This window comes from Photorhabdus sp. RM322S, from assembly GCF_042879395.1.
Classification (GTDB): domain Bacteria; phylum Pseudomonadota; class Gammaproteobacteria; order Enterobacterales; family Enterobacteriaceae; genus Photorhabdus; species Photorhabdus khanii.
The window spans coordinates 1-25,740 of sequence record NZ_JBHFKW010000053.1 but is presented as its reverse complement, the minus strand read 5'-3'; the positions used below and the strand labels follow the sequence as shown (position 1 = coordinate 25,740).

At 43.5% G+C, this 25,740-nt stretch carries 43 protein-coding genes; 5 read left to right on the top strand and 38 right to left on the bottom strand.

Features of this window, described 5'->3' with window-relative positions; genetic code table 11:
• The first annotated feature begins 329 nt into the window (after positions 1-329).
• Entirely contained in the window at positions 330-875 is a 546-nt protein-coding gene (locus ACGF63_RS20580; RefSeq protein ID WP_036850402.1) for a gamma carbonic anhydrase family protein, read from the top strand.
• Here the strand turns inward: ACGF63_RS20580 and ACGF63_RS20575 are convergent.
• From ACGF63_RS20575 to dprA, 5 genes are all read right to left on the bottom strand, one after another.
• The gene (locus ACGF63_RS20575) at positions 851-1,111 is read right to left on the bottom strand and encodes a DUF1488 domain-containing protein (protein WP_036850399.1); all 261 of its coding nucleotides are present in this window, start codon (positions 1,109-1,111) and stop codon (positions 851-853) included. The genes ACGF63_RS20580 and ACGF63_RS20575 overlap by 25 nt on opposite strands.
• Entirely contained in the window at positions 1,108-1,926 is an 819-nt protein-coding gene (gene aroE / locus ACGF63_RS20570) for a shikimate dehydrogenase (protein WP_387632888.1), read from the bottom strand. Before aroE ends, ACGF63_RS20575 begins: the two co-directional genes overlap by 4 nt.
• 7 nt (positions 1,927-1,933) lie before the next feature.
• Positions 1,934-2,503, bottom strand: a complete 570-nt coding sequence (gene tsaC / locus ACGF63_RS20565) for an L-threonylcarbamoyladenylate synthase type 1 TsaC (RefSeq protein ID WP_387632886.1) — start codon at positions 2,501-2,503, stop codon at positions 1,934-1,936.
• Positions 2,504-2,516: 13 nt separating this feature from the next.
• Positions 2,517-3,056, bottom strand: a complete 540-nt coding sequence (locus ACGF63_RS20560; protein ID WP_036850390.1) for a topoisomerase DNA-binding C4 zinc finger domain-containing protein — start codon at positions 3,054-3,056, stop codon at positions 2,517-2,519.
• Between the two features lie 187 nt (positions 3,057-3,243).
• Positions 3,244-4,329: a DNA-protecting protein DprA gene (gene dprA, locus ACGF63_RS20555; protein ID WP_387632884.1), complete on the bottom strand. Its 1,086-nt coding sequence runs from the start codon at positions 4,327-4,329 to the stop codon at positions 3,244-3,246.
• 133 nt (positions 4,330-4,462) lie between these two features.
• On the opposite strand from dprA, the gene def reads away from it, so the two are divergent.
• The 4 genes from def (at position 4,463) to trkA (ending at position 8,739) form a co-directional block, all read left to right on the top strand.
• A complete protein-coding gene (def, locus tag ACGF63_RS20550; protein ID WP_152964213.1) occupies positions 4,463-4,975 on the top strand; it encodes a peptide deformylase in 513 nt (170 codons plus the stop codon).
• A 24-nt stretch (positions 4,976-4,999) separates the two neighbouring features.
• Complete coding sequence (fmt, locus tag ACGF63_RS20545) at positions 5,000-5,947, top strand: methionyl-tRNA formyltransferase (RefSeq protein ID WP_036850381.1); 948 nt, start codon at positions 5,000-5,002, stop codon at positions 5,945-5,947.
• Positions 5,948-6,016: 69 nt separating this feature from the next.
• Positions 6,017-7,306: a 16S rRNA (cytosine(967)-C(5))-methyltransferase RsmB gene (gene rsmB, locus ACGF63_RS20540; RefSeq protein ID WP_387632882.1), complete on the top strand. Its 1,290-nt coding sequence runs from the start codon at positions 6,017-6,019 to the stop codon at positions 7,304-7,306.
• 56 nt (positions 7,307-7,362) lie between these two features.
• On the top strand, positions 7,363-8,739 hold the full coding sequence (trkA, locus tag ACGF63_RS20535; protein WP_036850376.1) for a Trk system potassium transporter TrkA: 1,377 nt from the start codon (positions 7,363-7,365) through the stop codon (positions 8,737-8,739).
• A 339-nt stretch (positions 8,740-9,078) separates the two neighbouring features.
• Here the strand turns inward: trkA and ACGF63_RS20530 are convergent, their stop codons facing one another.
• The 33 genes from ACGF63_RS20530 to ACGF63_RS20370 form a co-directional block, all read right to left on the bottom strand.
• Positions 9,079-9,279 (bottom strand): alternative ribosome-rescue factor A, encoded by a 201-nt coding sequence (locus tag ACGF63_RS20530; RefSeq protein ID WP_036850373.1) that lies wholly within the window; start codon positions 9,277-9,279, stop codon positions 9,079-9,081.
• Positions 9,280-9,358: 79 nt separating this feature from the next.
• On the bottom strand, positions 9,359-9,775 hold the full coding sequence (gene zntR / locus ACGF63_RS20525) for a Zn(2+)-responsive transcriptional regulator (RefSeq protein WP_036850371.1): 417 nt from the start codon (positions 9,773-9,775) through the stop codon (positions 9,359-9,361).
• A 133-nt stretch (positions 9,776-9,908) separates the two neighbouring features.
• Positions 9,909-10,301 carry a 50S ribosomal protein L17 gene (gene rplQ / locus ACGF63_RS20520; RefSeq protein WP_021322783.1) on the bottom strand — a complete coding sequence of 131 codons (393 nt, stop codon included), beginning with the start codon at positions 10,299-10,301 and terminating at the stop codon, positions 9,909-9,911.
• Positions 10,302-10,341: 40 nt separating this feature from the next.
• A complete protein-coding gene (locus tag ACGF63_RS20515) occupies positions 10,342-11,331 on the bottom strand; it encodes a DNA-directed RNA polymerase subunit alpha (protein WP_011148772.1) in 990 nt (329 codons plus the stop codon).
• A gap of 25 nt (positions 11,332-11,356) precedes the next feature.
• Positions 11,357-11,977, bottom strand: coding sequence for a 30S ribosomal protein S4 (gene rpsD / locus ACGF63_RS20510; RefSeq protein WP_023043907.1), 621 nt, complete (start codon positions 11,975-11,977; stop codon positions 11,357-11,359).
• 36 nt (positions 11,978-12,013) lie between these two features.
• Positions 12,014-12,403: a 30S ribosomal protein S11 gene (gene rpsK, locus ACGF63_RS20505; protein WP_002919257.1), complete on the bottom strand. Its 390-nt coding sequence runs from the start codon at positions 12,401-12,403 to the stop codon at positions 12,014-12,016.
• A gap of 15 nt (positions 12,404-12,418) precedes the next feature.
• A complete protein-coding gene (gene rpsM, locus ACGF63_RS20500) occupies positions 12,419-12,775 on the bottom strand; it encodes a 30S ribosomal protein S13 (RefSeq protein ID WP_011148774.1) in 357 nt (118 codons plus the stop codon).
• A gap of 145 nt (positions 12,776-12,920) precedes the next feature.
• Entirely contained in the window at positions 12,921-13,037 is a 117-nt protein-coding gene (gene rpmJ / locus ACGF63_RS20495) for a 50S ribosomal protein L36 (protein WP_002227352.1), read from the bottom strand.
• Positions 13,038-13,069: 32 nt separating this feature from the next.
• Positions 13,070-14,401: a preprotein translocase subunit SecY gene (secY, locus tag ACGF63_RS20490; RefSeq protein ID WP_011148775.1), complete on the bottom strand. Its 1,332-nt coding sequence runs from the start codon at positions 14,399-14,401 to the stop codon at positions 13,070-13,072.
• A 7-nt stretch (positions 14,402-14,408) separates the two neighbouring features.
• On the bottom strand, positions 14,409-14,843 hold the full coding sequence (gene rplO, locus ACGF63_RS20485) for a 50S ribosomal protein L15 (protein WP_036850368.1): 435 nt from the start codon (positions 14,841-14,843) through the stop codon (positions 14,409-14,411).
• Positions 14,844-14,846: 3 nt separating this feature from the next.
• Entirely contained in the window at positions 14,847-15,026 is a 180-nt protein-coding gene (gene rpmD, locus ACGF63_RS20480) for a 50S ribosomal protein L30 (RefSeq protein ID WP_011148777.1), read from the bottom strand.
• 5 nt (positions 15,027-15,031) lie between these two features.
• Positions 15,032-15,532 (bottom strand): 30S ribosomal protein S5, encoded by a 501-nt coding sequence (gene rpsE, locus ACGF63_RS20475; protein WP_054480936.1) that lies wholly within the window; start codon positions 15,530-15,532, stop codon positions 15,032-15,034.
• Between the two features lie 14 nt (positions 15,533-15,546).
• Entirely contained in the window at positions 15,547-15,900 is a 354-nt protein-coding gene (gene rplR / locus ACGF63_RS20470) for a 50S ribosomal protein L18 (RefSeq protein ID WP_011148779.1), read from the bottom strand.
• A 9-nt stretch (positions 15,901-15,909) separates the two neighbouring features.
• Positions 15,910-16,443, bottom strand: coding sequence for a 50S ribosomal protein L6 (gene rplF / locus ACGF63_RS20465; RefSeq protein ID WP_118987767.1), 534 nt, complete (start codon positions 16,441-16,443; stop codon positions 15,910-15,912).
• A gap of 14 nt (positions 16,444-16,457) precedes the next feature.
• Entirely contained in the window at positions 16,458-16,850 is a 393-nt protein-coding gene (gene rpsH, locus ACGF63_RS20460) for a 30S ribosomal protein S8 (RefSeq protein ID WP_021322790.1), read from the bottom strand.
• 33 nt (positions 16,851-16,883) lie between these two features.
• Entirely contained in the window at positions 16,884-17,189 is a 306-nt protein-coding gene (gene rpsN, locus ACGF63_RS20455; protein WP_132356033.1) for a 30S ribosomal protein S14, read from the bottom strand.
• Positions 17,190-17,201: 12 nt separating this feature from the next.
• Positions 17,202-17,741, bottom strand: coding sequence for a 50S ribosomal protein L5 (rplE, locus tag ACGF63_RS20450; protein ID WP_021322792.1), 540 nt, complete (start codon positions 17,739-17,741; stop codon positions 17,202-17,204).
• Positions 17,742-17,755: 14 nt separating this feature from the next.
• Positions 17,756-18,070, bottom strand: a complete 315-nt coding sequence (rplX, locus tag ACGF63_RS20445) for a 50S ribosomal protein L24 (protein ID WP_132356032.1) — start codon at positions 18,068-18,070, stop codon at positions 17,756-17,758.
• Between the two features lie 10 nt (positions 18,071-18,080).
• Positions 18,081-18,452: a 50S ribosomal protein L14 gene (gene rplN, locus ACGF63_RS20440; RefSeq protein ID WP_015836277.1), complete on the bottom strand. Its 372-nt coding sequence runs from the start codon at positions 18,450-18,452 to the stop codon at positions 18,081-18,083.
• A 169-nt stretch (positions 18,453-18,621) separates the two neighbouring features.
• The gene (gene rpsQ, locus ACGF63_RS20435) at positions 18,622-18,876 is read right to left on the bottom strand and encodes a 30S ribosomal protein S17 (RefSeq protein ID WP_011148786.1); all 255 of its coding nucleotides are present in this window, start codon (positions 18,874-18,876) and stop codon (positions 18,622-18,624) included.
• Positions 18,876-19,067: a 50S ribosomal protein L29 gene (rpmC, locus tag ACGF63_RS20430; RefSeq protein WP_021322794.1), complete on the bottom strand. Its 192-nt coding sequence runs from the start codon at positions 19,065-19,067 to the stop codon at positions 18,876-18,878. The genes rpsQ and rpmC overlap by 1 nt, the downstream gene beginning before the upstream one ends.
• Positions 19,067-19,477, bottom strand: coding sequence for a 50S ribosomal protein L16 (gene rplP, locus ACGF63_RS20425; protein WP_012990491.1), 411 nt, complete (start codon positions 19,475-19,477; stop codon positions 19,067-19,069). The genes rpmC and rplP overlap by 1 nt, the downstream gene beginning before the upstream one ends.
• A 12-nt stretch (positions 19,478-19,489) precedes the next feature.
• Positions 19,490-20,191 (bottom strand): 30S ribosomal protein S3, encoded by a 702-nt coding sequence (gene rpsC / locus ACGF63_RS20420; RefSeq protein WP_015836279.1) that lies wholly within the window; start codon positions 20,189-20,191, stop codon positions 19,490-19,492.
• 17 nt (positions 20,192-20,208) lie between these two features.
• Positions 20,209-20,541 carry a 50S ribosomal protein L22 gene (rplV, locus tag ACGF63_RS20415; RefSeq protein WP_011148790.1) on the bottom strand — a complete coding sequence of 111 codons (333 nt, stop codon included), beginning with the start codon at positions 20,539-20,541 and terminating at the stop codon, positions 20,209-20,211.
• Positions 20,542-20,555: 14 nt separating this feature from the next.
• Positions 20,556-20,834, bottom strand: coding sequence for a 30S ribosomal protein S19 (rpsS, locus tag ACGF63_RS20410; protein WP_011148791.1), 279 nt, complete (start codon positions 20,832-20,834; stop codon positions 20,556-20,558).
• Between the two features lie 14 nt (positions 20,835-20,848).
• Entirely contained in the window at positions 20,849-21,673 is an 825-nt protein-coding gene (gene rplB, locus ACGF63_RS20405) for a 50S ribosomal protein L2 (protein ID WP_021322795.1), read from the bottom strand.
• Between the two features lie 19 nt (positions 21,674-21,692).
• Positions 21,693-21,995, bottom strand: a complete 303-nt coding sequence (gene rplW, locus ACGF63_RS20400) for a 50S ribosomal protein L23 (RefSeq protein ID WP_021322796.1) — start codon at positions 21,993-21,995, stop codon at positions 21,693-21,695.
• Complete coding sequence (gene rplD / locus ACGF63_RS20395) at positions 21,992-22,597, bottom strand: 50S ribosomal protein L4 (protein WP_036850358.1); 606 nt, start codon at positions 22,595-22,597, stop codon at positions 21,992-21,994. Before rplD ends, rplW begins: the two co-directional genes overlap by 4 nt.
• Before the next feature lie 16 nt (positions 22,598-22,613).
• The gene (gene rplC / locus ACGF63_RS20390) at positions 22,614-23,243 is read right to left on the bottom strand and encodes a 50S ribosomal protein L3 (protein WP_387632880.1); all 630 of its coding nucleotides are present in this window, start codon (positions 23,241-23,243) and stop codon (positions 22,614-22,616) included.
• A 32-nt stretch (positions 23,244-23,275) separates the two neighbouring features.
• Positions 23,276-23,587, bottom strand: coding sequence for a 30S ribosomal protein S10 (rpsJ, locus tag ACGF63_RS20385; RefSeq protein ID WP_001181005.1), 312 nt, complete (start codon positions 23,585-23,587; stop codon positions 23,276-23,278).
• A gap of 297 nt (positions 23,588-23,884) precedes the next feature.
• A complete protein-coding gene (gene bfr, locus ACGF63_RS20380) occupies positions 23,885-24,361 on the bottom strand; it encodes a bacterioferritin (RefSeq protein WP_036841114.1) in 477 nt (158 codons plus the stop codon).
• Positions 24,362-24,438: 77 nt separating this feature from the next.
• Positions 24,439-24,633: a bacterioferritin-associated ferredoxin gene (gene bfd / locus ACGF63_RS20375; protein ID WP_132356030.1), complete on the bottom strand. Its 195-nt coding sequence runs from the start codon at positions 24,631-24,633 to the stop codon at positions 24,439-24,441.
• A gap of 657 nt (positions 24,634-25,290) precedes the next feature.
• Positions 25,291-25,740 (bottom strand): EF-Tu/IF-2/RF-3 family GTPase (locus ACGF63_RS20370; protein WP_387632128.1); only part of this gene is annotated, 450 nt, incomplete at its 5' end.

The window sequence follows — 25,740 nt, the reverse complement described above, 5'->3', positions numbered from 1 at the left end:
GAACTAAAAATTAATATTCTGGTTCAGCCGGGCTGCGTATACTACGCTTTTCGCCCGCAGAGTCAAGCGCTTATTCGCTTTCTCTCTGCCTGACCTCACAATGTTTATCAGCGTTGTGTCGGTCAGTGGTGGCGCATTATAGGGAACCCAGATTTTTACACAACACTTTTTTTTAGATTTATCGCCAACAGGTTGCTTCTTGCTCTTTTTGGGTTGAATTTAGGCGATAACAGCCAAGATCAATAAGCTTTTTCCATTGCATACTAATGTTTTCCTCACTAGGATCCCGTTAAGAATAAAAGATCTCCATTTCTTCATTAGAGGTATATATGTCTGGAGTGTTGCGCAGTTACCTTGGTACTCAACCTAAAATTGGTCAGAAAGTTATGTTAGATCCGTCTAGTGTGATCATTGGTGATGTCAGACTTGCTGATGATGTCAGCATATGGCCTTTAGTTGTCATTCGTGGCGACGTTAATTACGTATCTATTGGCACACGTACTAACATCCAAGATGGCTCTGTATTACATGTAACACACAAATCTGTTGATAATCCCGATGGTTTTCCTTTAATTGTTGGGAATGATGTCACCATCGGGCATAAAGCTATACTCCATGGTTGTACTATTGGTAATCGAGTGCTCATCGGTATGGGCTCCATCCTACTTGATGGTTCAGTTATTGAAGATGACGTTATTATTGGAGCAGGCAGCTTGATCGCTCCAGGAAAGACATTAGAAAGTGGATACCTTTATGTCGGTAGCCCTGCCCGTCGGGTCAGAAAACTAAAACCTGAAGAATTAAAAATATTATATTATTCAGCAAGCAATTATGTCTGCTGTAAAAATGACTACCTGCAAGAAGGTAACATATAACGTCCTAAATGATCATCATCCCCGTTATTGATTAACGATTCGAATTCCTCTTCAAGATCCCAACGATTTTGCCGGAAAAGATTTAATGGATGATGATCTTCCCCATAACGGTATAAAAGATCCCTAGCCCTCATAGTACAGTGAACCAATGACCCATTTACCAACGCGGGAAAAATGACTATCTGCTGTTGTTCATCCCACTCTTCTCTATCAGGAAACTGGATAGATTGATTCACGAATGTAACTCCTGTTCCAATGTTAACAGTACAGGTGCAATTTCTGGCAGTACACCATGCCATAATTTAAATGAATGAGCGGCCTGTCCTACTAACATCCCTAATCCATCAGCATAACGAGAAACACCATGTTTTCTAGCAAAGGAAATGAAAGGCGTCAAATTAGCCTGATAAAACATGTCATAACAGACACAATTTTCATTAAATATTAATGGAGATATCGCAGGAACCTCACCATTAATACCGGATGCAGTCGCATTGATAATAAGATCAAACTCAGGGCTATCAAGTGTTTTCATCTCAACGGGCCGAATGTTACCTATTGGCGAAAAATTATTAGCGATCTGGATGGTACGACTGAACGTTCGGTTTGTAATTGTAATATCACAACCAAATTCTAATAATGGAGATAAAATACCTCTGGCACCACCACCAGCCCCAATTATTAAAATATGCTGCCCCTGAGTAATAAACTCAAGCCGTATCAAATCTGCTAACAATCCTATACCATCCGTGTTATCACCAAGCAATTGATTATTACCTAATAATTTCAAGGTATTGACTGCACCACTGAGTCTTGCCCGCTCAGTCAATTCATTTGCCCTGATAAATGCCTGCTCTTTAAATGGCACAGTAACATTAGCTCCTCCTCCCCCCTGTTGAAGAAACATATCCAATGTCTCTTCAAATTTACCTATTGGTGCTAAAATCTTCCCATAACAATGCGCAATACCTGTTTGATCAGCAAATAACTGATGGATACGGGGTGATTTACTGTGTGTAACAGGATTACCAAAGACAGCGAATTGATTCATATTTATTCTACCCTTGACGATAAAGCTCACCAGTTAAAGCGTCCCGAATTTCTGAAGGATTCTTCCTCCCTCCAACATCACCATCTAACACAGAAAGTTTATCCCCAAACTGTTGTCTGACTTCTTCTGCTGTTCGGCATGGTTCAAGACCATTTAAATTTGCACTGGTCGATACCAATGGTTTTCCATAAAAAGTACATAACTGTTTCACCAAAGGATGATCACTAACTCTGACAGCCAACGTGGAAAATTGCCCAGTCAACCATTTAGCTGTACCAGCTTTTGCAGGGATCACCCAGGTTACAGGCCCAGGCCAACAAGCAAATATAACTTCTTTTTGGTCTTTTGTTAGAAGTTTATCATCAAGATATGGCTGTAATTGTCTATAATTATCTGCAATAAGAATCAACCCTTTTTGCCACGGGCGCTTCTTTAATGTAAGCAGTTCATTTACCCCTTTTTCACTATCAGGATCACATCCAAGCCCAAAAACAGCTTCAGTTGGATAAGCAATAACTTTTTCCGCTTTTAGCGAAGTTAATACTTTTTCAAATACAGGTGATGCTTCATTACTCATTTTATTACTCAGTTTAATTTATTTGCTGTTTTCCACACAACTTACTAGCACAAAACAACTTTGTACCTTGTGATGTGCGTTTCTCCATCAATAACGGATAGAAACAAAACACACATTCACCAACAACTGGCTTATTATTTAATACAAACTGGCAGTTGGGGTAACGGTTACACGCGTGAAAAATTTTTCCGAAACGTGATTTTCTTTGGAGTAATTGCCCTTTTTTGCATTGGGGGCAGGCTATCGACGTCTCATCCGGTTTATCAATCAGTGCCGTATGTTCGCATTCAGGATAACGACTGCAACCAATGAACATGCCATAACGCCCTTGACGTAAAACTAAATTAGCTCCACATACAGGACATAACTGCCCTTCAAGCTCTTTTACCACATGGCCGTTACTTTGCCCTTTTAATGAGCGAATATATTGACATAATGGATAACTAAAACATCCAAAAAATGGGCCATGAATGCCATTACGGATAACCAAAACAGAGCCACATTCAGGACAATATTCAGTTTCATTAGTGGAGAAAGGAACCATTTTTGCCATACCATTTTCACTTGAAATTTATACTTATATGACACTAAGCAAGACTTTGAGTATTCAGTTATACCCTATAGATTTCAAGATGCATCGCGACGGCAAGGGAGCGAATCCCCGGGAGCATAGCGAACTATGTGACCGGGGTGAGCGAGTGCAGCCAACAAAGAGGCCACTTGAAAGATAACGGGTATAACTAACTCACGCGCACATAACCACCAGCAACCACCGCCACCTTACCTAATAATTCTAGTTCAAGGAGCTTTGTCATTACCTCAGCTATAGGTAATGCAGAGCGTTGCGCAATAATATCAACTGGCGTTATTTCATCACCTACGTTAACCAGCACATCAGCAAATGGCAACTCAGTTTGCTCAAACTGGGGTTTTACTTCTTCCTTTGTTCTTTCCATATGTAACCATTGTAGTGAACTGTAAACATGTTCCACAATATCCATTACATTTGTAGCCAGATATGCTCCCTGTTTTATCAACCAGTGATTCCCTTCACTGACTGAGCTCCCCAAAAACCCTGGTAATGCAAATACATCCCTTCCCTGTTCAAGAGCACAACGAGCTGTAATTAATGAACCGCTGTTTTGACTCGCTTCTACAACAATAACTGCCGAACTTAATCCACTGATAATCCTGTTTCTTTTAGGGAAGTTTTTTGCACGTGGAGGAGTCTCCGGAAAAAATTCAGAAACAAGGGCTCCCCCCTCCTCTATTTGCTTTGCTAATAATCCGTGTCTATAAGGATAAATCTGACCAAGACCGCTACCTAATACAGCTATTGTTTGACCATCACTATCCAGCGCAGATCGGTGACAAATACCATCAATACCAATAGCTAAACCACTAGTAATAACTAACCCATGTCCAACCAATTCACCTGCAAAAATTTTTCCCCATTTCTCGCCATAATAGCTTGCTGCCCTGCTCCCTACCATCGCCACCTGCTTCTTTAAAAGAAGATCTGATTTCCCTGACACAAAAAGCGCAAGAGGTGGGGTATGTATCTGCTTTAATAGAGGTGGATACAACGGGTGAGAATATGTCAATAAATGGTGTTCCGGCTGCTCCAGCCATTTTAAGCATGAAGCTAGCAAGGTTTTATTGGCTTTAGTAAATTGCAAACATTGTGCTGACGTTAATCCACTCTCTTTAAGCACGGTGAGATAACGATTCCCAGCATGCAATAATTTCTCTGTAATATTTGCTGCTTTTTCTGTTGCTAAATGAGAGATCATCTTCATTCGCAACCATATTTCCATAGCTTCCATATTGTCATCCTGACTGAGATTGACGGACAAAACCAAACTGCTCAATTGGCAATCAATACTGTCAATCTAAATGGGAAATGTCTAGAATAGACATAAAATACCATTCACATTTTGGACATAGATCTAAACATATATGCCAGTATTACAAGTATTACATTACCCAAACGAGCGGCTTCGCACTATTGCAACGCCTGTTAAAGAAGTTAATGCGGAGATTCAACGTATCATTGATGATATGTTTGAAACTATGTACGTAGAGGAAGGCATTGGCCTGGCAGCAACACAAGTTGATATTCATCAGCGTATTGTCGTTATTGACGTATCGGAAACTCGTAATGAACGCCTTGTGCTGATAAATCCAGAGTTACTGGAAAAAAGTGGTAATACTGGGATTGAAGAAGGCTGTTTGTCTATTCCTGAGCAGCGAGCATTAGTGCCACGAGCTGAAAAAATCAAAATCAGAGCCTTAGATTACAATGGTCAATCATTTGAATTACAAACTGATGGCTTACTAGCTATTTGTATTCAGCACGAGATGGATCATTTAATTGGTAAGCTTTTTGTGGATTACTTATCTCCACTGAAACGCCAGCGTATACGCCAGAAAGTAGAAAAGCTGGATAAACAAAAAGCCCGAACCAAATAAATTATATTAATACAGGAAATAAACGTGTCTGATTCTTTACGTATTGTTTTTGCCGGAACACCTGACTTTGCGGCACGCCATTTAGAGGCTTTATTAACGTCTCAGCATGAGATAGTTGGCGTTCTAACGCGACCAGACAGACCAGCCGGAAGAGGTAAAAAACTGACACCCAGTCCTGTAAAAGTACTGGCAGAAGAACATAACATTACTGTTTTTCAGCCAGCCACTTTACGTTCAGAAGAAAACCAACAATGGATTCTTAAACAACAACCTGATGTTCTCATAGTTGTAGCCTATGGATTAATCCTCCCTAAGGCTGTTTTAGATATTCCAAGATTAGGTTGTCTGAACGTACACGGCTCTCTATTACCACGTTGGCGTGGTGCAGCACCAATTCAACGTTCACTTTGGGCTGGTGACACGGAAACAGGTGTAACGATCATGCAAATGGATGTAGGCCTTGATACTGGCGATATGCTATATAAAGCAAGCTGTCCTATTACACTTGAAGATACTAGTGCCAGTTTATACGAAAAACTGACCAATATTGGGCCAGATGCACTACTTAAAACATTATCATTAATAACATCAGGTAACAATCAGCCTGAAACTCAAAGTGAAAAGTTGGTTACCTACGCTGAAAAACTAAGCAAAGAAGAAGCCAAAATAAATTGGGAACTATCTGCAACCCATCTTGAACGTTGCATTCGTGCATTTAATCCTTGGCCCATGAGCTTTTTCGAGATGGAAGGGCAACCTGTTAAAATCTGGAAAGCAGAAGCCATTGAAGAACAAATTTCGGTAGAACCAGGAACTATCTTAAAAGCAGACAAAAAAGGTATTCATATTGCCACTGCCGATGGAATTTTGAATATCACGCAATTACAACCTGCTGGTAAAAAAGCAATGTCAGCCGCAGATCTGCTTAACTCCAAACGTGAGTGGTTTACGCCAGGTAATAAAATCAACTGAATACTATTCTATGTAAACTCTTTCTCACAAACTTTCTCTTAATACTGATTTTTGTCAGCCTTTTTAACTATGAAAAATACATATAATCTACGAAGTATCGCCGTAAAAGCAATCAATCAAGTTCTGGACCAAGGGCAATCTCTCAGTACGATATTGCCTGAACTTCAACGAAATATAACTGATAAAGATAAATCTTTGTTACAGGAGTTATCTTTCGGGGTATTACGTGTATTACCTCAGTTAGAATGGATAATAAGCCAATTAATGGAAAAACCATTAAAAGGTAAGCAACGTATTCTTCATTACCTGCTTATGGTTGGCATATACCAACTTACCTATACCCGTATCCCAGCTCATGCAGCACTTGCTGAAACAGTAAATGGAGCCGTAACTCTGAAATATCCTCAGCTAAAAGGATTGATTAATGGTGTCCTTCGCCAGTTTCAGAGGCAGCAACTACAATTAATGGAGCGTTCACAAAATAGTCCCAGCAATCACTTACATCCTAAATGGTTATTAGCTAAAATCCAAAAAGCCTATCCGCAAGAATGGCAGCAACTTATTGAAAATAATAACAAGAAACCGCCTATGTGGTTGAGAGTTAATCGAATATACCATAGTCGAGATGAATATCTTTCTCTTCTTCATAAAGCCGGAATTGATGCGGAACCAGCTATCGAATTACCTTCTGCTATCCGTGTAATTTTCCCCTGCCCGGTAACAATATTACCTGGATTTGATAAAGGTTGGGTGACTATTCAGGATGTATCCGCACAAGGGTGTGCCGAATTATTACAACCAATCAATGGAGAGAAAATTCTCGATCTTTGTGCCGCACCAGGAGGGAAAACAACACATATCCTAGAAATAGCGCCAAAAGCCAAAGTATTAGCTATAGATATTGATAAAAACAGGATAAAACGAGTAAAAGAAAATCTCCAGCGCCTTAATTGCCATGCAACAGTAAAAACCGGTGATGGACGCCACCCTGAATATTGGGCAGAAGGCCAGCAATTCGATCGTATCCTTCTGGATGCACCTTGTTCAGCAACAGGAGTAATCCGTCGCCACCCTGATATCAAATGGTTACGCCGCGAAGAAGATATTGCTCAATTAGTTCAATTACAATCTGAGATTATTGATGCAATCTGGCCATATTTAAAGAAAGGTGGGGCATTAGTATATGCAACCTGTTCTATTTTGCCAGATGAAAATAGCCAGCAAATCAGCTCATTTTTAAAACGCCACCCAGATGCCAAACTATCGGGAACAGAGACAAGTGATAACCCAGGAAAACAAATAATACCTGAATTCAATGGTGGTGATGGTTTCTTTTACGCTCGATTAATTAAACAGTAATATATCTCCACAATTTATAAAGATAATTATCTGTTTCTAACAAGTTAGAGAATACTATGAAAATAATTATTCTTGGTGCAGGTCAAGTTGGTGGTACATTAGCTGAAAATCTAGTAGGTGAAAATAACGATATTACTATAGTCGACACAGATCCCAACCGCCTGCACCAACTACAGGATAAATTCGACCTCAGAGTAGTCAATGGTCATGGTTCTCATCCCAGAGTATTAAGAGAAGCTGGTGCTGAAGATGCTGATATGTTAATTGCTGTAACTAATTCTGACGAAACTAACATGATTGCATGCCAGATTGCTTATTCCTTATTTAATACACCAAATAAAGTTGCACGAATACGCGCAGCAGAGTATATCCGTGAATCAGATAAGCTTTTTCTCCCTAACGACATTCCTATTGATTATCTTATTTCACCAGAACAACTCGTCATAGATTATATTTATAAACTAATTCAGTATCCTGGCGCTTTGCAGGTTGTTAACTTTGCCGAAGGTAGAGTAAGTATTGTTGCAGTAAAAGCTTATTACGGAGGTTCACTTGTAGGAAATGCACTTTCTTCACTTCGTGAACACATGCCACATATTAATACCAGAGTTGCTGCCATATTTCGCCAAGATCGACCAATAAAACCACAAGGCTCTACAATCATTGAAGCTGGTGACGAGGTTTTCTTTGTGGCTGCATCACAACATATTCGTGCTGTAATGAGCGAGCTTCAACGCTTAGAAAAACCTTACAAGCGTCTTATGATCGTTGGTGGTGGCAATATTGGCGCCGGACTTGCCCTACGTCTCGAAAAAGATTACAGAGTTAAATTAATTGAACGAAATCAGCAACGAGCCACAGAACTAGCCGAATTATTACACGACACCATTGTTTTCTATGGGGATGCATCTGACCAAGAGCTATTAGCCGAAGAACATATAGAACAGGTAGATGTATTCATTGCCCTAACCAACGATGACGAAGCAAATATCATGTCTGCAATGCTTGCCAAACGCATGGGAGCCAAAAAAGCCATGGTTCTCATTCAGCGTAGTGCATATGTCGATTTAGTACAAGGAGGTGTTATTGATATTGCAATCTCTCCACAGCAAGCAACTATTTCAGCTCTACTAGGTCATGTTCGTAAAGCAGATATCGTAAGCGTTTCCTCATTACGTCGTGGAGTAGCGGAAGCTATCGAAGCAATTGCTCATGGAGATGAAAACACGTCAAAGGTTGTCGGCCGAGTTGTAGGTGATATTAAATTGCCACCAGGTACTACAATTGGAGCAATAGCTCGCGGCGACGAAGTAATTATTGCTCATGATTACAGTGTAATCGAACAAGGAGATCATGTAATTATGTTTATTACAGATAAAAAATTTGTTCCCGAAGTAGAAAGACTATTCCAACCAAGCCCTTTTTTCCTTTAGGAATCAAAAAATAATTATCTATCAGTCATATAATTCAAACACAATAACTGACACAACTTGACACACTTTAATTAACATGACGATTAAAAGAACGTGGTGAGCTTTTTGAAGCCATTGGTAAATTTACCATGACAGGCAATTTTACCAATCCAACTGCTAACATTATTATTGATATAATCTTGAAAAATATCGGGCCGTCAGCGACTATTATTTGCACAATAAAACGAATAAATCGTATAGTAAAAAAGAAATTGAATCTATACCAATATCTCTCAACTACTAAAAAATAATTAATAGAACCCATAGTTTACTGCAAGAATAAAAATAAACCTATCAAAACTAAAAGGCCAGTGGTAATAAATCTAACGATCCCTTACCACTGGCCTCCCAGTTACTTACCTTGTTATGCTTTCCTTTCCTTTGGTAGCTTCCTTTCCCTTTTTTATTTTTCTCAATTCGTTGTTTGAATAATGGATCACGTAGTAGAGCTTCAATAGCATTATCCTTTATTACGCCTTTTTTATGGTGATATGTAATCATCATATTCCTCTATCATATTAATTGATCTAAAAACATAGCAATTGTACTCGCTGAATCTTCCATAATAAAGAAAAATTACTTATTCCTTATTTAAAGCTCCTTGTTCTAAAGTTTCAAGAATAGAGCAATAAGTACTTATATGAGAACTTCCACAACAAGCATCACTTAACATCTTAAGTGAATCACGCACTTTTAGCATTTCAAGAAGTTTTTCCTCTACTTCCATCAATCTAGAATCGACAATTTGCTTCGACTCTTCACAAGTATGATGATCTGGATCTACACGAATAGACAATAATTCTGTGATAGCTTCCAAGGTTAACCCCAATTGCTTGGCATAACGTATAAACCGAAGGCGCTGTAGATCTTGCTCTGTATAAAGCCTATATCCCCCCTCGGTACGGTTCTGATGTTCCATCATTCCTTGTTTTTCATAAAAACGCACTGTATCAGGGGTCACATTCGCTAATTTAGCCAGTTGGCCAATACGATACATCTTCATATCTCCTACAATAAACACACTGTTTGAGATATCAGCATAACAGGATGGAAAGAAATAAGTGAGAAATTCAGATATACAGATATAAAAAAACCGGGATAAACCCGGTTCTTTTATATGCCCCTACAGATTACTCTGCAGTCGCAACTTCTGTTTGAGGCTCAACAGCACGGTCAACGAGCTCGATGTATGCCATCGGAGCATTGTCACCAGCACGGAAGCCACACTTAAGAATACGAGTGTAACCACCTGCGCGGCTCGCAAAACGCGGGCCCAGCTCATTAAACAGTTTTGCCACGATTTCGTTATCACGAGTACGGGCGAATGCCAGACGACGATTAGCTACGCTGTCGGTCTTGGCAAGAGTAATCAGCGGCTCAACGACGCGACGCAGTTCTTTCGCTTTAGGCAGAGTCGTCTTGATGATTTCATGACGGACCAAAGAACCTGCCATGTTGCGAAACATAGCTTGGCGATGGCTGCTGTTGCGGTTCAATTGACGACCACTCTTACGATGGCGCATGACCTTATCCTTCTCAGTAAAACCTTAACCTGTGATCTAGTTATTCATCAGCAATACTTGCTGGTGGCCAGTTTTCCAAGCGCATGCCTAGAGATAAGCCACGTGAAGCCAGTACGTCTTTAATCTCCGTAAGAGATTTTTTACCCAGGTTAGGTGTCTTAAGCAACTCAACCTCGGTACGCTGTACCAAATCACCGATGTAGTGGATAGCTTCTGCCTTAAGACAGTTAGCAGAGCGGACAGTCAATTCCAGATCGTCAACAGGGCGCAGCAGGATCGGATCAAACTCTGGCTTCTCCTCTTTTACTTCTGGCTGACGTACATCACGTAAATCAACAAAAGCTTCCAGCTGTTCAGCCAAAATAGTAGCTGCACGGCGAATCGCCTCTTCAGGATCGATTGTACCGTTAGTTTCCATCTCGATAACCAACTTGTCCAAATCGGTGCGTTGTTCTACACGCGCTGCTTCAACATTGTAGGCAATACGCTCTACTGGGCTATAACAAGCGTCTACTAACAAACGACCAATAGGGCGCTCATCTTCTTCCGAATGAATCCGGGCAGAAGCCGGCACATAACCCCGACCACGCTGAACTTTAATGCGCATGCTTATAGAAGCAGTTTCGTCAGTCAGGTGGCAGATTACATGTTGCGGCTTGACGATTTCGACATCTCCGTCATGGATAATGTCGGCTGCAGTCACAGGGCCAATGCCAGACTTATTCAAGGTAAGAATAACTTCATCTTTGCCCTGAACTCTTACCGCCAGCCCTTTCAGGTTGAGGAGAATCTCCAGGATATCTTCCTGTACACCTTCTTTGGTGCTGTACTCATGCAGTACACCATCAATCTCAACCTCAGTCACCGCACAACCCGGCATAGACGAAAGCAGAATACGGCGCAGTGCGTTGCCTAGAGTATGACCAAAGCCACGCTCTAAAGGCTCAAGGGTCACCTTGGCGTGCGTCGAACTGACTTGCTCGATATCAACCAGGCGCGGTTTTAGAAACTCTGTCACAGAACCCTGCATTGTGTCCTCTCTTTGGTGCTAAGCTTTACTTAGAGTAAAGCTCGACGATCAGGTGTTCGTTGATGTCAGCGGACAGATCGGTACGTTCTGGAGTACGTTTGAACACACCTTCCATCTTCGCAGCATCAACCTCCAACCAAGTTGGTTTCTCACGCTGCTCAGCCAGCTCTAAAGCCGCCTTGATACGAGACTGCTTTTTCGATTTTTCGCGAACACTGACTACGTCATTCGGGGATACCTGATAAGAAGCGATGTTAACAACGCGACCATTTACCATGATAGCCTTATGGCTTACCATTTGGCGTGATTCAGCACGAGTCGCGCCAAAACCCATACGGTAAACAACGTTGTCCAGACGACCTTCCAGCAAACTCAGCAGGTTCTCACCTGTATTGCCTTTCAGACGAGTTGCTTCTTTATAATAATTACGGAATTGACGTTCTAGAACACCATAAATACGGCGAACTTTTTGTTTTTCACGTAACTGTACACCGTAGTCAGACAGACGCGGTTTACGTGCGCCATGCTGTCCAGGTGGTTGTTCCAATTTACACTTGGTGTCAATCGCGCGAACGCCAGACTTCAGAAATAGGTCTGTACCCTCGCGACGGCTCAGCTTGAGCTTAGGACCCAAATATCTTGCCATTTTCTTTCTCCAACAAACCTAAAAAAATAAACGCTATTAAACGCGACGTTTTTTAGGTGGACGACAACCGTTATGAGGGATCGGAGTCACATCAGTAATGTTAGTGATGCGGAAACCTGCCGCATTTAACGCTCGGATAGTTGACTCGCGGCCAGGACCAGGTCCTTTAACCATAACTTCCAGGTTCTTAATTCCGTATTCTTTCACTGCTTCAGCACAGCGCTCTGCTGCAACCTGAGCCGCAAACGGAGTAGATTTACGAGAACCACGGAAACCGGAACCACCCGCAGTTGCCCAACCCAGAGCGTTACCTTGACGGTCAGTAATGGTCACGATGGTGTTGTTGAAAGAAGCATGGATATGAGCCACACCGTCAGAGACTTGCTTTCTTACACGCTTACGTGCACGAATAGGTGCTTTTGCCATTATACAATACCCCGATTATTTCTTGATCGGCTTACGTGGACCCTTACGGGTACGTGCATTGGTCTTAGTACGCTGACCGCGAACCGGTAGACCACGACGGTGACGTAAACCACGATAAGTACCAAGATCCATCAGACGTTTGATGCTCAGGGTTACTTCACGACGCAGATCACCTTCTACAACGTATTTGGCAACTTCGTCACGCAGCTTGTCAATTTGCTCTTCAGACAGCTCACTGATCTTAACATGTTCAGCAATACCCGCTGCAGCACAAATGGCTTGGGAGCGAGTTTTGCCGATTCCGTAGATCGATGTTAAAGCGATTACGGTATGCTTCTGATCAGGAATGTTAATGCCTGCTATACGGGCCACTATGCACTCCTACAATTATTTACGGCAACACCATTCTGAAAAGCCCGTTTTCAGGATACTCAAACAATGTTGCTGTGATATAAAAAGATTGGCTGGCTAATTTAGCCAGCTCAAACCGACTTTGCAAGAAAAATATGCTATTTTATCAGCCTTGGCGTTGTTTATGCTTAGGCTCTGCACTACAAATCACACGAACGACACCGTTACGCTTAACGATTTTGCAGTTGCGACATAATTTCTTGACGGAAGCACGAACTTTCATTTTTACTCTCCGTAACTTCTCAAGCAAACCAATCAGCGGTTATAACCTTTAAGGTTTGCCTTCTTCAATGCAGACTCATACTGACTTGACATCATCAGAGTTTGCACTTGAGCCATAAAGTCCATGATAACCACAACTACTATAAGTAGCGAAGTACCACCAAAATAAAATGGTACCTTCATCGCATCACGCATGAACTCCGGGATTAAGCAGATAAAAGTGATATACATCGCACCAACTAAAGTCAGGCGTGTCATTACCTTATCAATGTACTTGGCCGTTTGCTCTCCCGGACGAATTCCTGGTACAAATGCACCGGACTTCTTCAGGTTATCTGCTGTTTCTCTCGGGTTAAAAACCAACGCTGTATAAAAGAAACAGAAGAAGATGATTGCAGACGCGTAGAGTAACACATAAAGCGGTTGACCAGGCTGCAAGTACATTGAAATAGTAGTCAGCCAGTTCCAACCCGTTCCACCCCCAAACCAAGAAGCTATGGTACCAGGGAACAGAATAATGCTGGAAGCGAAAATCGCAGGGATAACCCCAGCCATATTCACTTTCAACGGTAAATGTGTGCTCTGTGCAGCATAAACTCGGCGACCTTGTTGACGTTTCGCATAGTTAACAACGATACGTCGTTGACCACGCTCCATGAAAACAACGAAGAAAGTTACTGCAAACACTAATACTGCAACCAACAGCAACAGGAGGAAGTGCAGATCGCCTTGCCGAGCTTGCTCAATGGTATGGCCGATGGCCGGCGGCAAACCCGCAACAATACCAGCAAAGATTATGATAGAGATACCGTTTCCAATACCACGCTCAGTAATCTGTTCACCCAACCACATCAGGAACATAGTCCCAGTAACTAGGCTCACAACAGCCGTGAAGTAGAAAGCAAACCCTGGGTTAATCACCAGCCCCTGCATTCCTGGCATATTCGGCAAACCAGTAGCAATACCGATTGACTGGAATATAGCCAGCACTAAAGTACCATAGCGAGTATACTGGCTAATCTTACGACGGCCAGCTTCTCCTTCCTTCTTAATCTCGGCCAACGTTGGATGAACCACCGTTAGCAACTGAATAATAATAGACGCAGAAATATACGGCATTATCCCCAGCGCAAAGATAGAAGCACGACTTAAAGCACCACCAGAGAACATGTTAAACATTTCAATGATGGTGCCCCTTTGCTGTTCGAGCAATTTGGCAAGCACAGTGGCATCAATACCAGGGATAGGAATAAAAGAACCAATACGGAAAACAATCAGCGCTCCAATAACAAACAACAGTCTGCGTTTCAGTTCGCCCAGTCCACCTTTAGCGCTTTGAAAATCTAATCCTGGTTGTTTAGCCATCTGTTACTTATTCCTCAATTTTACCGCCGGCAGCTTCAATTGCTGCACGAGCGCCTTTAGTAACACGAAGGCCACGCACAGTTACTGCGCGTTTGATTTCGCCAGAAAGCATAACTTTCGCGAATTCCATTTGAGTGCCAACGATGTTAGCGGCTTTCAGTGCATTCAGATCGATAACATCGCCTTCAACGGCGGCAAAGTCAGACAGACGAACTTCTGCTGTAATCATTGCCTTACGTGAAGTGAAGCCAAATTTTGGCAAACGACGATATAAAGGCATCTGACCACCTTCAAAACCGCGACGTACGCCACCGCCAGAACGAGATTTCTGACCTTTGTGACCACGGCCACCAGTTTTACCCAAGCCAGAACCAATACCACGACCTACACGTTTAGGCGCATGCTTGGCACCTTCAGCCGGAGACAGAGTATTTAAGCGCATCTGTTACTCCTCAACTTTAACCATATAGGAAACCAAGTTAATCATACCACGTATAGCAGGAGTATCTTCGCGCTCTACTGTATGACCGATACGACGCAGACCTAAACCAACCAAAGTTGCCTTATGTTTAGGCAGGCGGCCGATTGAACTACGAATTTGTGTTACTTTAATAGTCTTAGCCATGGCCATTACCCCAGAATTTCTTCGACGGATTTACCACGCTTAGCTGCGACCATTTCTGGAGACTTCATGCTGTCTAAAGCATCCAGAGTTGCACGAACCACATTGATAGGGTTAGTGGAACCATAGGTTTTAGCCAGTACGTTATGAACACCAGCCACTTCCAAAACAGCACGCATAGCACCGCCTGCGATGATACCAGTACCTTCGTGAGCAGGTTGCATGAACACGCGGGAACCGGTGTGTGCACCTTTCACTGGATGATGCAGAGTGCCGCTGTTTAGTGCGACGGTTTTCATATTGCGACGGGCTTTTTCCATCGCTTTCTGGATTGCTGCCGGAACTTCGCGTGCTTTGCCGTAGCCAAAACCAACGCGACCATTACCATCACCTACAACAGTCAGTGCGGTAAAGCTGAAAATCCGGCCACCTTTTACGGTTTTAGATACGCGGTTTACCGCGATCAGCTTTTCCTGCAGTTCGCCAGCTTGTTTTTCGATGTGAGCCATCTTACACCTCTACCTTAGAACTGAAGGCCAGCTTCACGGGCAGCATCTGCCAGTGCCTGGACTCGACCATGATATTGGAAACCAGAACGGTCAAAGGATACATCTTTGATACCTTTCTCCAGCGCGCGTTCAGCAATTGCTTTACCAACTGCTGCTGCTGCTTCTTTATTTCCAGTGTATTTCAGTTGCTCATTGATAGCTTTTTCTGTAGTAGAAGCTGCCACCAAAGTTTCAGAACCGTTTGGTGCGATAACCTGCGCATAAATATGGCGTGGGGTACGATGTACCACCAGGCGAGTTGCACCCAGTTCCTGGAGCTTGCGGCGTGCGCGGGTCGCACGACGGATACGAGCTGCTTTCTTATCCATAGTGTTACCTTACTTCTTCTTAGCCTCTTTGATACGCACGACTTCGTCGGCGTAACGAACACCCTTACCTTTATAAGGCTCAGGACGACGATAGGCACGCAGTTCTGCCGCAACCTGACCGATTACCTGCTTATCAGCACCTTTCAGTACGATTTCAGTTTGTGACGGACATTCTGCAGTAATGCCTACTGGCAGTTCGTGGTCAACTGGATGTGAGAAGCCCAGAGACATGTTAACAACATTGCCTTTGACTGCTGCACGATAACCAACACCTACCAGTTGAAGCTTCTTAGTGAAGCCTTCGGTAACACCAATAACCATAGCATTCAGCAAAGAACGAGTCGTACCCGCCTGTGCCCAACCATCAACATAACCATCGCGTGGAGCGAAGGTTAGTTGGTTATCTGCATGATTAACCTCAACTGCGCTGTGGATTGTACGACTCAGCTCGCCGTTTTTACCCTTAATCGAAATAACCTGACCGTTGAGTTTTACCTCTACGCCGGCAGGAATGACGACGGGTGCTTTTGCAACACGAGACATTCTTTCCTCCCGAATTAAGCTACGTAGCAGAGAATCTCGCCACCAAGACCTGCTTGGCGAGCTGCACGATCAGTCATTACACCTTTAGAGGTAGAAACAACAGCAATACCTAAACCAGCCATAACTTGTGGCAGCTCATCTTTTTTCTTATAGATGCGCAGACTTGGACGGCTTACACGCTGAATACTTTCTACGACAGCCTTACCCTGGAAGTACTTCAGTACTAATTCCAGTTCTGGCTTGGTGTCGCCTTCAATTTTAAAATCTTCAATATAACCTTCTTCCTTCAGCACTTTGGCAATTGCCACTTTCAGCTTAGAGGAAGGCATGGTGACCGCAACTTTATTCGCGGCCTGACCGTTACGGATACGGGTCAGCATATCCGCGATGGGATCTTGCATGCTCATCTGTCTTTACTCCCGTGATTCAATTGGTGACAATTACCAGCTAGCCTTCTTAAGGCCCGGAATTTCACCGCGCATAGCGGCTTCACGGACTTTAATTCGGCTCAACCCAAACTTCCGCAAAAATCCATGCGGACGCCCAGTTTGACGACAGCGATTACGCTGACGAGCAGGGCTGGAATCACGTGGCAGTGTTTGCAGCTTAAGAACAGCATTCCAACGCTCTTCATCAGATGCATTCACATCAGAAATGATAGCTTTCAGTTCTACACGCTTAGTGAAGAATTTTTCAGCTAATTTCACACGTTTCACATCACGTGCTTTCATTGATTGCTTAGCCATGAATACCCTGCCTTACTTGCGGAACGGGAAGTTAAAAGCAGCCAACAGTGCGCGGCCTTCATCATCAGATTTCGCAGTTGTGGTGATAGTAATATCTAAGCCACGAACACGATCCACTTTATCATAATCGATTTCAGGGAAGATGATTTGCTCACGTACACCCATGCTGTAATTACCACGACCATCAAATGACTTCGCAGACAAACCACGGAAATCACGGATACGAGGTACAGCAATAGAAATCAGGCGCTCAAGAAACTCCCACATGCGTTCACCACGCAGGGTTACTTTACAGCCGATTGGATAGCCCTGACGGATTTTGAAGCCTGCAACTGATTTGCGTGCTTTGGTGATCAATGGTTTTTGACCAGAGATTGCTGTTAGATCCGCTGCTGCATTATCCAGCAGTTTCTTATCAGCAATCGCTTCACCAACACCCATGTTCAGGGTGATCTTCTCGACCCGAGGGACTTGCATGACAGAATTGTAGTCAAACTGAGCCATCAGTTTTTGGACTACCTCGTCTTTGTAGTAATCATGCAGTTTCGCCATCGTATTACTCCAAATTACTTGATAGTTTCGCTATTAGATTTAAAGAAACGAACTTTTTTACCGTCTTCAAATCTAAAACCTACACGGTCAGCCTTGCTGGTTGCCGCATTGAAGATTGCAACGTTTGAAACTTGAATTGCAGCTTCTTTTTCAACGATGCCACCTGGTTGGTTCAGCGCCGGAACAGGCTTCTGATGTTTTTTAACCAAGTTAATGCCTTCAACAATGACTTTCCCAGTAGAAAGAACCTGTTTTACTTTACCGCGCTTACCTTTATCTTTGCCAGTCAGCACGATAACTTCGTCATCACGACGGATTTTCGCTGCCATTGTCCGCTCCTTAGAGTACTTCCGGTGCCAGGGAGATAATTTTCATGAACTTTTCATTACGAAGTTCACGAGTTACCGGCCCAAAAATACGCGTACCGATAACTTGCTCACTCGTGTTGTTTAACAACACACAAGCATTGCCATCGAAGCGAATGACAGAACCGTCAGGGCGACGAACACCCTTCTTGGTGCGCACCACTACCGCTTTCAGGACATCACCTTTTTTCACTTTACCGCGAGGAATTGCTTCCTTGATGGTGATTTTAATGATGTCGCCGACATGTGCGTAGCGACGGTGCGAGCCACCCAGAACCTTGATACACATTACGCGACGTGCACCGGAGTTGTCGGCCACGTTCAGCATAGTCTGTTCTTGGATCATTTTAGTGCTCCGCTAAATGTCAACTACTACTGAGCCCACTTCATTATTATGAAGAGGCCGTTCAAATACCCCATACCATGAGGGCGCGGCATTATAACACCACATCTCAGATATGGATAGAAAAAATAAACGGCCCATAATCTGAGCCGTTTACTCTATTCGAGTCAGCTTACAGAATCGCTTTCTCTACAACGCGAACTAAAGTCCAAGATTTAGTTTTGGACAATGGACGGGTTTCGCGGATTTCCACTACATCACCGATTCCACATTCATTGTTCTCGTCATGTACGTGCAGTTTAGTCGTACGCTTGATGAATTTACCATACAGAGGATGTTTCACCTTACGCTCAATAGCAACAACAATAGATTTTTCCATTTTGTCACTAACAACACGACCTTGCAGAGTACGGATTTTATCGGTCATTACGCACCCGCCTTCTCAGTCAGTAAAGTCTTAACGCGTGCGATATCACGACGCACTTGTTTCAACAGATGAGACTGTTGTAGCTGGCCACTTGCTGCCTGCATACGCAGGTTAAATTGCTCACGCAACAGGTTCAGCAGCTCAGTGTTCAGCTCTTCAACGCTTTTTTCGCGCAGCTCTTGTGCTTTCATTACATCACCGTCTTAGTTACAAAGGTGGTTTTGATAGGCAGTTTCGCTGCTGCCAGCTTGAATGCTTCACGAGCCAGCTCTTCAGGCACACCGTCCATTTCATAAAGGACTTTACCGGGCTGGATTAAGGCAACCCAATATTCTACGTTACCTTTACCTTTACCCATACGCACTTCGAGTGGCTTTTCAGTGATAGGCTTGTCTGGGAATACACGGATCCAGATTTTACCTTGACGTTTAATTGCACGGGTCATAGCACGACGTGCCGCTTCAATCTGACGTGCAGTCAGACGACCACGGCCCACAGCTTTCAGACCGAAAGTGCCGAAGCTAACATCCGCACCTGCTGCTAGGCCACGGTTACGGCCTTTATGCACTTTACGGAATTTCGTACGCTTTGGTTGTAACATCAGCGACTCTCCTTACTTGCGGCCTTTACGCTGCTGCTTTTTAGGTTGCGCAGCCGGTTTTTCCGCCTGTTCAACAGCAGCCATACCACCCAAGATCTCACCTTTGAAGATCCATACCTTAACGCCGAGTACACCATAAGTGGTGTGCGCTTCTGAAGTGTTATAGTCGATGTCTGCACGCAGTGTGTGCAATGGTACACGACCTTCACGATACCATTCAGTACGCGCAATTTCAGCACCGCCCAAACGGCCACTTACTTCCACTTTAATACCTTTAGCGCCCAAACGCATTGCGTTCTGAACTGCACGTTTCATAGCACGGCGGAACATAACACGACGTTCCAGCTGCGAAGTGATACTATCAGCAACCAGTTTAGCATCCAGCTCAGGCTTACGCACTTCAGAGATATTAATTTGCGCAGGCACACCAGCGATTTCCGCTACAGTTTTACGCAGTTTTTCTACGTCTTCACCTTTCTTACCGATTACAATACCTGGGCGAGCAGTGTGAATAGTTACACGAATGCTTTTAGCAGGACGTTCAATAACAATGCGTGAAATAGACGCTTTTGCCAGTTCTTTGTTCAAGTACTGGCGCACTTTAAAATCGCTGTCCAGGTTGTCAGCGAATTCTTTGGTATTCGCATACCAGGTAGAGTTCCAAGGTTTGACGATACCCAGGCGAATACCATTAGGATGTACTTTCTGACCCATTGCTAGTCTCCAGAGTCTCAGCGATCGGACACAACCACAGTAATGTGGCTGCTGCGCTTCAGGATGCGATCTGCACGACCTTTCGCACGAGGCATAATGCGCTTCATGGTAGGGCCTTCGTCTACGAAAATCTTTGTGACTTTCAGATCATCAATGTCAGCGCCATCGTTGTGTTCTGCATTAGCAATAGCAGACTCAAGTACCTTCTTCACTAAACCAGCAGCTTTCTTGTTGGTATAGGTCAAAGTTTCCAGAGCTTGCGACACTTTCTTACCGCGAATCAGGTCAGCTACAAGGCGAACCTTCTGAGCAGAAGAACGAGCGTGGCGATGTTTAGCGATAGTTTCCATCTCTTCCTCCTACCTTAGCGCTTTTTAGCCTTTTTATCGGCCGCATGGCCGCGATAAGTACGAGTCGGCGCAAATTCACCTAGTTTGTGACCAACCATTTCGTCGGAAACAAAAACTGGTACATGCTGACGACCATTATGGACAGCGATGGTCAAACCGATCATGTTAGGAAAGATCGTTGAACGACGGGACCAAGTCTTAATAGGCTTTTTGTCTCCGCTTTCCACCGCTTTCTCTACCTTCTTCAGCAAGTGCAGGTCAATAAATGGACCTTTCTTGAGAGAACGTGGCATGGCTTATCCTCTAATTATTTTTTAGTACGGCGACGTACAATGAACTGATCAGTACGTTTATTACTACGGGTCTTCTTACCTTTAGTTTGCACACCCCAAGGAGTTACAGGATGTTTACCAAAGTTACGACCTTCACCACCACCATGTGGGTGATCTACTGGGTTCATCGCCGTACCACGAACGGTAGGACGAATGCCACGCCAGCGACTTGCACCAGCTTTACCCAGAACGCGTAGCATATGTTCTGCGTTACCAACTTCACCTAAAGTAGCGCGGCAGTCAGACAGAACTTTACGCATTTCACCAGAGCGCAAACGCAAGGTTACATAAGAACCATCACGAGCAACGATCTGAACATATGCACCAGCGGAACGAGCCAACTGACCGCCTTTACCCGGCTTCATTTCTACATTGTGTACAGTAGAACCAACCGGGATATTACGCATTGGCAATGCATTACCAGCTTTGATAGCTGCGTCAGCACCAGATTGGATCTGATCACCAGCTTTCAGGCCTTTAGGCGCAAGAATATAACGACGTTCACCGTCTTTATACAGAACCAGGGCGATGTTTGCTGAACGGTTTGGATCATATTCCAAACGCTCAACTACAGCAGGGATACCATCTTTGTTACGCTTGAAGTCAATCAAACGATAGTGCTGTTTGTGGCCACCACCGATGTGACGAGTGGTAATACGGCCATTGTTGTTACGACCACCGGTTTTGCTGCTTTTTTCCAGCAACGGAGCATAAGGCTTACCCTTATGCAGCTCAGGGTTAACCACTTTAACAACGTGGCGACGGCCCGGAGACGTAGGTTTACATTTAACAATTGCCATTGTTCTTTACTCCTCCGACTTACTCTGCACCACCGATGAAGTCCATATTCTGGCCTTCCTTCAGAGTGACATAAGCTTTTTTCCAGTCGCTACGACGACCAATACGCTGACCGTGGCGTTTAGTTTTGCCTTTAACCAGCAAAGTGTTAACACCTTCAACTTCGACTTCAAACAATTTCTGCACAGCAGCTTTAATTTCTGCTTTAGTCGCGTCTTTTGCAACTTTGAGAACGATGGTATTGCTTTTTTCCATCGCTGTAGAAGCTTTTTCAGATACGTGCGGCGCGCGCAGTACTTTCAGCAGACGTTCTTCACGGATCATGCCAGCATCTCCTCAACTTGCTTCACAGCGTCAGCAGTCATAACCACTTTATCGAAGGCGATCAAACTAACTGGATCGATACCAGCTGCATCACGAACGTCAACCTTGTACAGGTTGCGAGCTGCTAAGAACAAGTTCTCATCAACTTCACCAGTGATAATCAGCACATCTTCCAGAGCCATTTCTTTCAGTTTCTGAGCTAGAAGCTTAGTTTTAGGGGCTTCTACAGAAAAACTCTCGACAACGATCAGACGATCTTGACGTACCAGTTCAGACAGGATGCTTTTCAGAGCACCGCGGTACATTTTCTTATTAACTTTTTGACTGTGGTCCTGTGGCTTAGCTGCGAAAGTTACACCACCAGAGCGCCAAATTGGGCTCTTAATAGAACCAGAGCGTGCACGGCCAGTGCCTTTCTGACGCCATGGTTTTTTACCTGAACCAGAAACTTCAGCACGGGTTTTCTGAGCACGAGTACCTTGACGTGCACCAGCTGCGTAAGCAACAACTACTTGATGCACAAGCGCTTCATTGAAATCACGCCCGAAGGTAGTTTCGGAAACAGTCAGCGCGCCTTGCGCGTCTTTCATTACCAATTCCATTCCTATCTCCTCGACGTTACGCCTTGACAGCCGGTTTTACGATCAGGTTGCCACCAGTTGCACCTGGAACAGCACCTTTGACCAGCAGCAGGTTGCGCTCAGCGTCAACACGTACTACATCCAGGCTTTGAACGGTTACACGCTCATTACCCAGTTGGCCTGCCATTTTCTTGCCTTTAAATACCTTGCCCGGAGTTTGGTTCTGACCGATAGAACCCGGAACACGGTGAGACAAAGAGTTACCGTGGCTAGCATCTTGGGTACGGAAGTTCCAGCGCTTAACAGTACCAGCAAAACCTTTACCTTTAGATGTACCAGTAACGTCGACTTTCTTAACGTCAGCGAAAATTTCAACGCTAATGCTTTGACCTACAGCATATTCTTCGTCTTCAGACAGACGGAATTCACGCAGGATACGGCCAGCTTCGACGCCAGCTTTAGCGAAATGACCTGCTTCAGGCTTGTTTACACGGTTAGCTTTTTTGCTACCAGTAGTAACCTGAATTGCACGATAACCGTCGCTATTCAGATCTTTAACCTGAGTAACACGGTTATCTTCAATTTCGATAACAGTTACAGGGATTGAAACTCCATCTTCAGTGAAGATACGAGTCATACCCACTTTTTTACCGACTAAACCAATCATTGTTTCAACCTCTCAATCGTTCAATGACCTGATTAACCCAGGCTGATCTGCACGTCTACACCGGCAGCCAGATCCAGACGCATCAGAGCATCAACGGTTTTCTCGGTTGGCTCAACGATGTCAACCAGACGCTTATGAGTGCGAATTTCGTACTGATCACGCGCATCTTTATTAACATGCGGAGAAATCAGAACGGTAAAACGCTCTTTACGAGTCGGCAGCGGGATCGGACCACGAACCTGCGCACCAGTGCGCTTAGCGGTCTCGACAATTTCCGCAGTTGATTGATCGATCAAACGATGATCAAATGCTTTCAGGCGGATACGGATTCTTTGGTTCTGCATGAGACCAGAGCTCCAACTATTTTATAAACGTAAATAACTACTCCTCGTACCCATTTCGATTGATGGGAGAGTGTAATCGTTCAATATATAACCCCCATATCGGGAGTATTTTAAAATGACAGAAAAGAAAACACTGCACATTTACTGACTACAAATCAGACTTACTCAAAGTAAGCACGCGTATTATACGCAAATCAATTAGCAAAGCAAGATACAGATGAAAATCTGTTCGGAGTGCAATAAAATGAGTACAAAATAAGATGCCCTAACTTTAGTAGATAGGGCATTTTTCCAGGGCTATTCTCCTTCAAGGATCTGTGCCTGGGTATAATTTTGAATCCCCATTCGTTCAATTAATTCAAACTGAGTTTCCAGCCAATCAATGTGCTCTTCTTCTTCATCTAAGATATCGATCATCAAATCACGACTAACATAGTCATGAATCGAATCAGCATAAGCGATAGCTTCTCTCAAATCTTTAGCTCCTTGTAATTCGAGTTGCAAGTCAGATTTGAGCATCTCTTCAATATCTTCTCCGATGTTAAGTTTTCCTAAATCCTGCAAATTAGGAATTCCTTCAAGAAAAAGGATACGTTCAATGTACCTATCAGCATGTTTCATTTCATCGATAGATTCATGATATTCTTTATCATTAAGACGGGTAAGGCCCCAGTTTTTGAACATCCGGGCGTGCAGAAAATACTGATTAATTGCAACAAGCTCATTTCCAAGAAGTTTGTTCAAATGAGCAATTATTTTTTTATCACCTTTCATAGTCTAATCCTCCGCTTCCAGTACCTAAAGTGTAGTACTTATTCAGCAGAGTAGTAGTAAACTTACCTTATTTTTTATCAAGCAACGTTATCTATCTTAGGCCGTTGTGCAATTTCCTCATTAATTAGCTCTCTGGCTTGGCGTATGCATTTACCACAGTCACGGCCCACAGGCACAATACGTTTTAGTTCTCTGATAGAGTGTACATGATGCTGACGCACCGCGTTACGTATTGTCTTGTCACTCACCGCATTACATAGGCAAACATACATAAATAGCACTCTCTGGTACATATTATAGCTTATATTAAATAATAATGAGTATCATTTCAATAATCATTCGTATTTTAATTCTCTGATCCCGCTCTTCCAAATTTCCTTTCACCTTCATCAGGTGGAAATGCTTCACTCATCCGCATAATATTCTGATGGATAAGACTTTTATCACTACTGGTAGCTTTATTAAACTTATTCCATCCTAAATAAAATTTAGCTATACCAACCACATATTAAAGACACAGCAACTACACTATTTCCTACACCAACAACTTGCTCTAGAGCTGATAGTTGGAAGGAAGGAGAGGGATCATCTGTTTACGATATTGCAGGACTCACATGTTTAATTGTATGAGAACGGACTTAGCATAAGAACAAACGTTGACATATTTAATGACGAATGGGTGATAAGTACAGATGTACCCTGAGTATCTTGGTAGAACAAGCAGATAATACCCAAGGACAAACTATGAACTGTCACAGTCAAAAACCAGAGACTAGAAGAAATACTCCAAGATGATTCATGTAGGCAATTCAAGGAAAGGATATATTTAAAGACATCAACCGACAGACACCTGATGTAATACACCAGGTGTCTACTCTAAAACAAACCCGAGCTCAAGCTTGTTCTAGGACTAAATATACGATCAGCTATTAAGCAATGACTTTAGCAACAACACCAGCACCTACTGTACGGCCACCTTCACGGATTGCGAAGCGCAGACCCTGGTCCATCGCGATTGGTGCAATCAGGGTAACAATCATCTGAATGTTATCACCTGGCATCACCATTTCTACGCCTTCTGGCAGTTCGATAGTCCCGGTCACGTCAGTTGTACGGAAGTAGAACTGTGGGCGGTAGCCTTTGAAGAACGGAGTATGACGGCCGCCTTCGTCTTTGCTCAGAATATAAACTTCTGATTCGAAAGTGGTGTGTGGCTTGATTGAACCGGGTTTTGCCAATACCTGACCACGTTCGATTTCGTCACGCTTGGTACCACGCAGCAGAACACCGACGTTCTCGCCTGCACGGCCTTCGTCCAGCAGTTTGCGGAACATTTCTACGCCGGTACAAGTTGTTTTCGCGGTGTCTTTGATACCCAC

Bases quoted from the DNA above. Each gene is read 5' to 3' on its own strand.
- ACGF63_RS20580 (WP_036850402.1), top strand. From the start codon at position 330: ATGTCTGGAGTGTTGCGCAGTTACCTTGGTACTCAACCTAAAATTGGT.
- aroE (WP_387632888.1), bottom strand. From the start codon at position 1,926: ATGAATCAATTCGCTGTCTTTGGTAATCCTGTTACACACAGTAAATCA.
- tsaC (WP_387632886.1), bottom strand. From the start codon at position 2,503: ATGAGTAATGAAGCATCACCTGTATTTGAAAAAGTATTAACTTCGCTA.
- ACGF63_RS20560 (WP_036850390.1), bottom strand. From the start codon at position 3,056: ATGGCAAAAATGGTTCCTTTCTCCACTAATGAAACTGAATATTGTCCT.
- dprA (WP_387632884.1), bottom strand. From the start codon at position 4,329: ATGGAAGCTATGGAAATATGGTTGCGAATGAAGATGATCTCTCATTTA.
- def (WP_152964213.1), top strand. From the start codon at position 4,463: ATGCCAGTATTACAAGTATTACATTACCCAAACGAGCGGCTTCGCACT.
- rsmB (WP_387632882.1), top strand. From the start codon at position 6,017: ATGAAAAATACATATAATCTACGAAGTATCGCCGTAAAAGCAATCAAT.
- trkA (WP_036850376.1), top strand. From the start codon at position 7,363: ATGAAAATAATTATTCTTGGTGCAGGTCAAGTTGGTGGTACATTAGCT.
- ACGF63_RS20530 (WP_036850373.1), bottom strand. From the start codon at position 9,279: ATGATTACATATCACCATAAAAAAGGCGTAATAAAGGATAATGCTATT.
- zntR (WP_036850371.1), bottom strand. From the start codon at position 9,775: ATGTATCGTATTGGCCAACTGGCTAAATTAGCGAATGTGACCCCTGAT.
- rplQ (WP_021322783.1), bottom strand. From the start codon at position 10,301: ATGCGCCATCGTAAGAGTGGTCGTCAATTGAACCGCAACAGCAGCCAT.
- ACGF63_RS20515 (WP_011148772.1), bottom strand. From the start codon at position 11,331: ATGCAGGGTTCTGTGACAGAGTTTCTAAAACCGCGCCTGGTTGATATC.
- rpsD (WP_023043907.1), bottom strand. From the start codon at position 11,977: ATGGCAAGATATTTGGGTCCTAAGCTCAAGCTGAGCCGTCGCGAGGGT.
- rpsK (WP_002919257.1), bottom strand. From the start codon at position 12,403: ATGGCAAAAGCACCTATTCGTGCACGTAAGCGTGTAAGAAAGCAAGTC.
- rpmJ (WP_002227352.1), bottom strand. From the start codon at position 13,037: ATGAAAGTTCGTGCTTCCGTCAAGAAATTATGTCGCAACTGCAAAATC.
- secY (WP_011148775.1), bottom strand. From the start codon at position 14,401: ATGGCTAAACAACCAGGATTAGATTTTCAAAGCGCTAAAGGTGGACTG.
- rplO (WP_036850368.1), bottom strand. From the start codon at position 14,843: ATGCGCTTAAATACTCTGTCTCCGGCTGAAGGTGCCAAGCATGCGCCT.
- rpmD (WP_011148777.1), bottom strand. From the start codon at position 15,026: ATGGCTAAGACTATTAAAGTAACACAAATTCGTAGTTCAATCGGCCGC.
- rpsE (WP_054480936.1), bottom strand. From the start codon at position 15,532: ATGGCTCACATCGAAAAACAAGCTGGCGAACTGCAGGAAAAGCTGATC.
- rplR (WP_011148779.1), bottom strand. From the start codon at position 15,900: ATGGATAAGAAAGCAGCTCGTATCCGTCGTGCGACCCGCGCACGCCGC.
- rplF (WP_118987767.1), bottom strand. From the start codon at position 16,443: ATGTCTCGTGTTGCAAAAGCACCCGTCGTCATTCCTGCCGGCGTAGAG.
- rpsH (WP_021322790.1), bottom strand. From the start codon at position 16,850: ATGAGCATGCAAGATCCCATCGCGGATATGCTGACCCGTATCCGTAAC.
- rpsN (WP_132356033.1), bottom strand. From the start codon at position 17,189: ATGGCTAAGCAATCAATGAAAGCACGTGATGTGAAACGTGTGAAATTA.
- rplE (WP_021322792.1), bottom strand. From the start codon at position 17,741: ATGGCGAAACTGCATGATTACTACAAAGACGAGGTAGTCCAAAAACTG.
- rplX (WP_132356032.1), bottom strand. From the start codon at position 18,070: ATGGCAGCGAAAATCCGTCGTGATGACGAAGTTATCGTGCTGACTGGC.
- rplN (WP_015836277.1), bottom strand. From the start codon at position 18,452: ATGATCCAAGAACAGACTATGCTGAACGTGGCCGACAACTCCGGTGCA.
- rpsQ (WP_011148786.1), bottom strand. From the start codon at position 18,876: ATGACCGATAAAATCCGTACTCTGCAAGGTCGTGTTGTTAGTGACAAA.
- rpmC (WP_021322794.1), bottom strand. From the start codon at position 19,067: ATGAAAGCACAAGAGCTGCGCGAAAAAAGCGTTGAAGAGCTGAACACT.
- rplP (WP_012990491.1), bottom strand. From the start codon at position 19,477: ATGTTACAACCAAAGCGTACGAAATTCCGTAAAGTGCATAAAGGCCGT.
- rpsC (WP_015836279.1), bottom strand. From the start codon at position 20,191: ATGGGTCAGAAAGTACATCCTAATGGTATTCGCCTGGGTATCGTCAAA.
- rplV (WP_011148790.1), bottom strand. From the start codon at position 20,541: ATGGAAACTATCGCTAAACATCGCCACGCTCGTTCTTCTGCTCAGAAG.
- rpsS (WP_011148791.1), bottom strand. From the start codon at position 20,834: ATGCCACGTTCTCTCAAGAAAGGTCCATTTATTGACCTGCACTTGCTG.
- rplB (WP_021322795.1), bottom strand. From the start codon at position 21,673: ATGGCAATTGTTAAATGTAAACCTACGTCTCCGGGCCGTCGCCACGTT.
- rplW (WP_021322796.1), bottom strand. From the start codon at position 21,995: ATGATCCGTGAAGAACGTCTGCTGAAAGTACTGCGCGCGCCGCACGTA.
- rplD (WP_036850358.1), bottom strand. From the start codon at position 22,597: ATGGAATTGGTAATGAAAGACGCGCAAGGCGCGCTGACTGTTTCCGAA.
- rplC (WP_387632880.1), bottom strand. From the start codon at position 23,243: ATGATTGGTTTAGTCGGTAAAAAAGTGGGTATGACTCGTATCTTCACT.
- rpsJ (WP_001181005.1), bottom strand. From the start codon at position 23,587: ATGCAGAACCAAAGAATCCGTATCCGCCTGAAAGCATTTGATCATCGT.
- bfr (WP_036841114.1), bottom strand. From the start codon at position 24,361: ATGAAAGGTGATAAAAAAATAATTGCTCATTTGAACAAACTTCTTGGA.
- bfd (WP_132356030.1), bottom strand. From the start codon at position 24,633: ATGTATGTTTGCCTATGTAATGCGGTGAGTGACAAGACAATACGTAAC.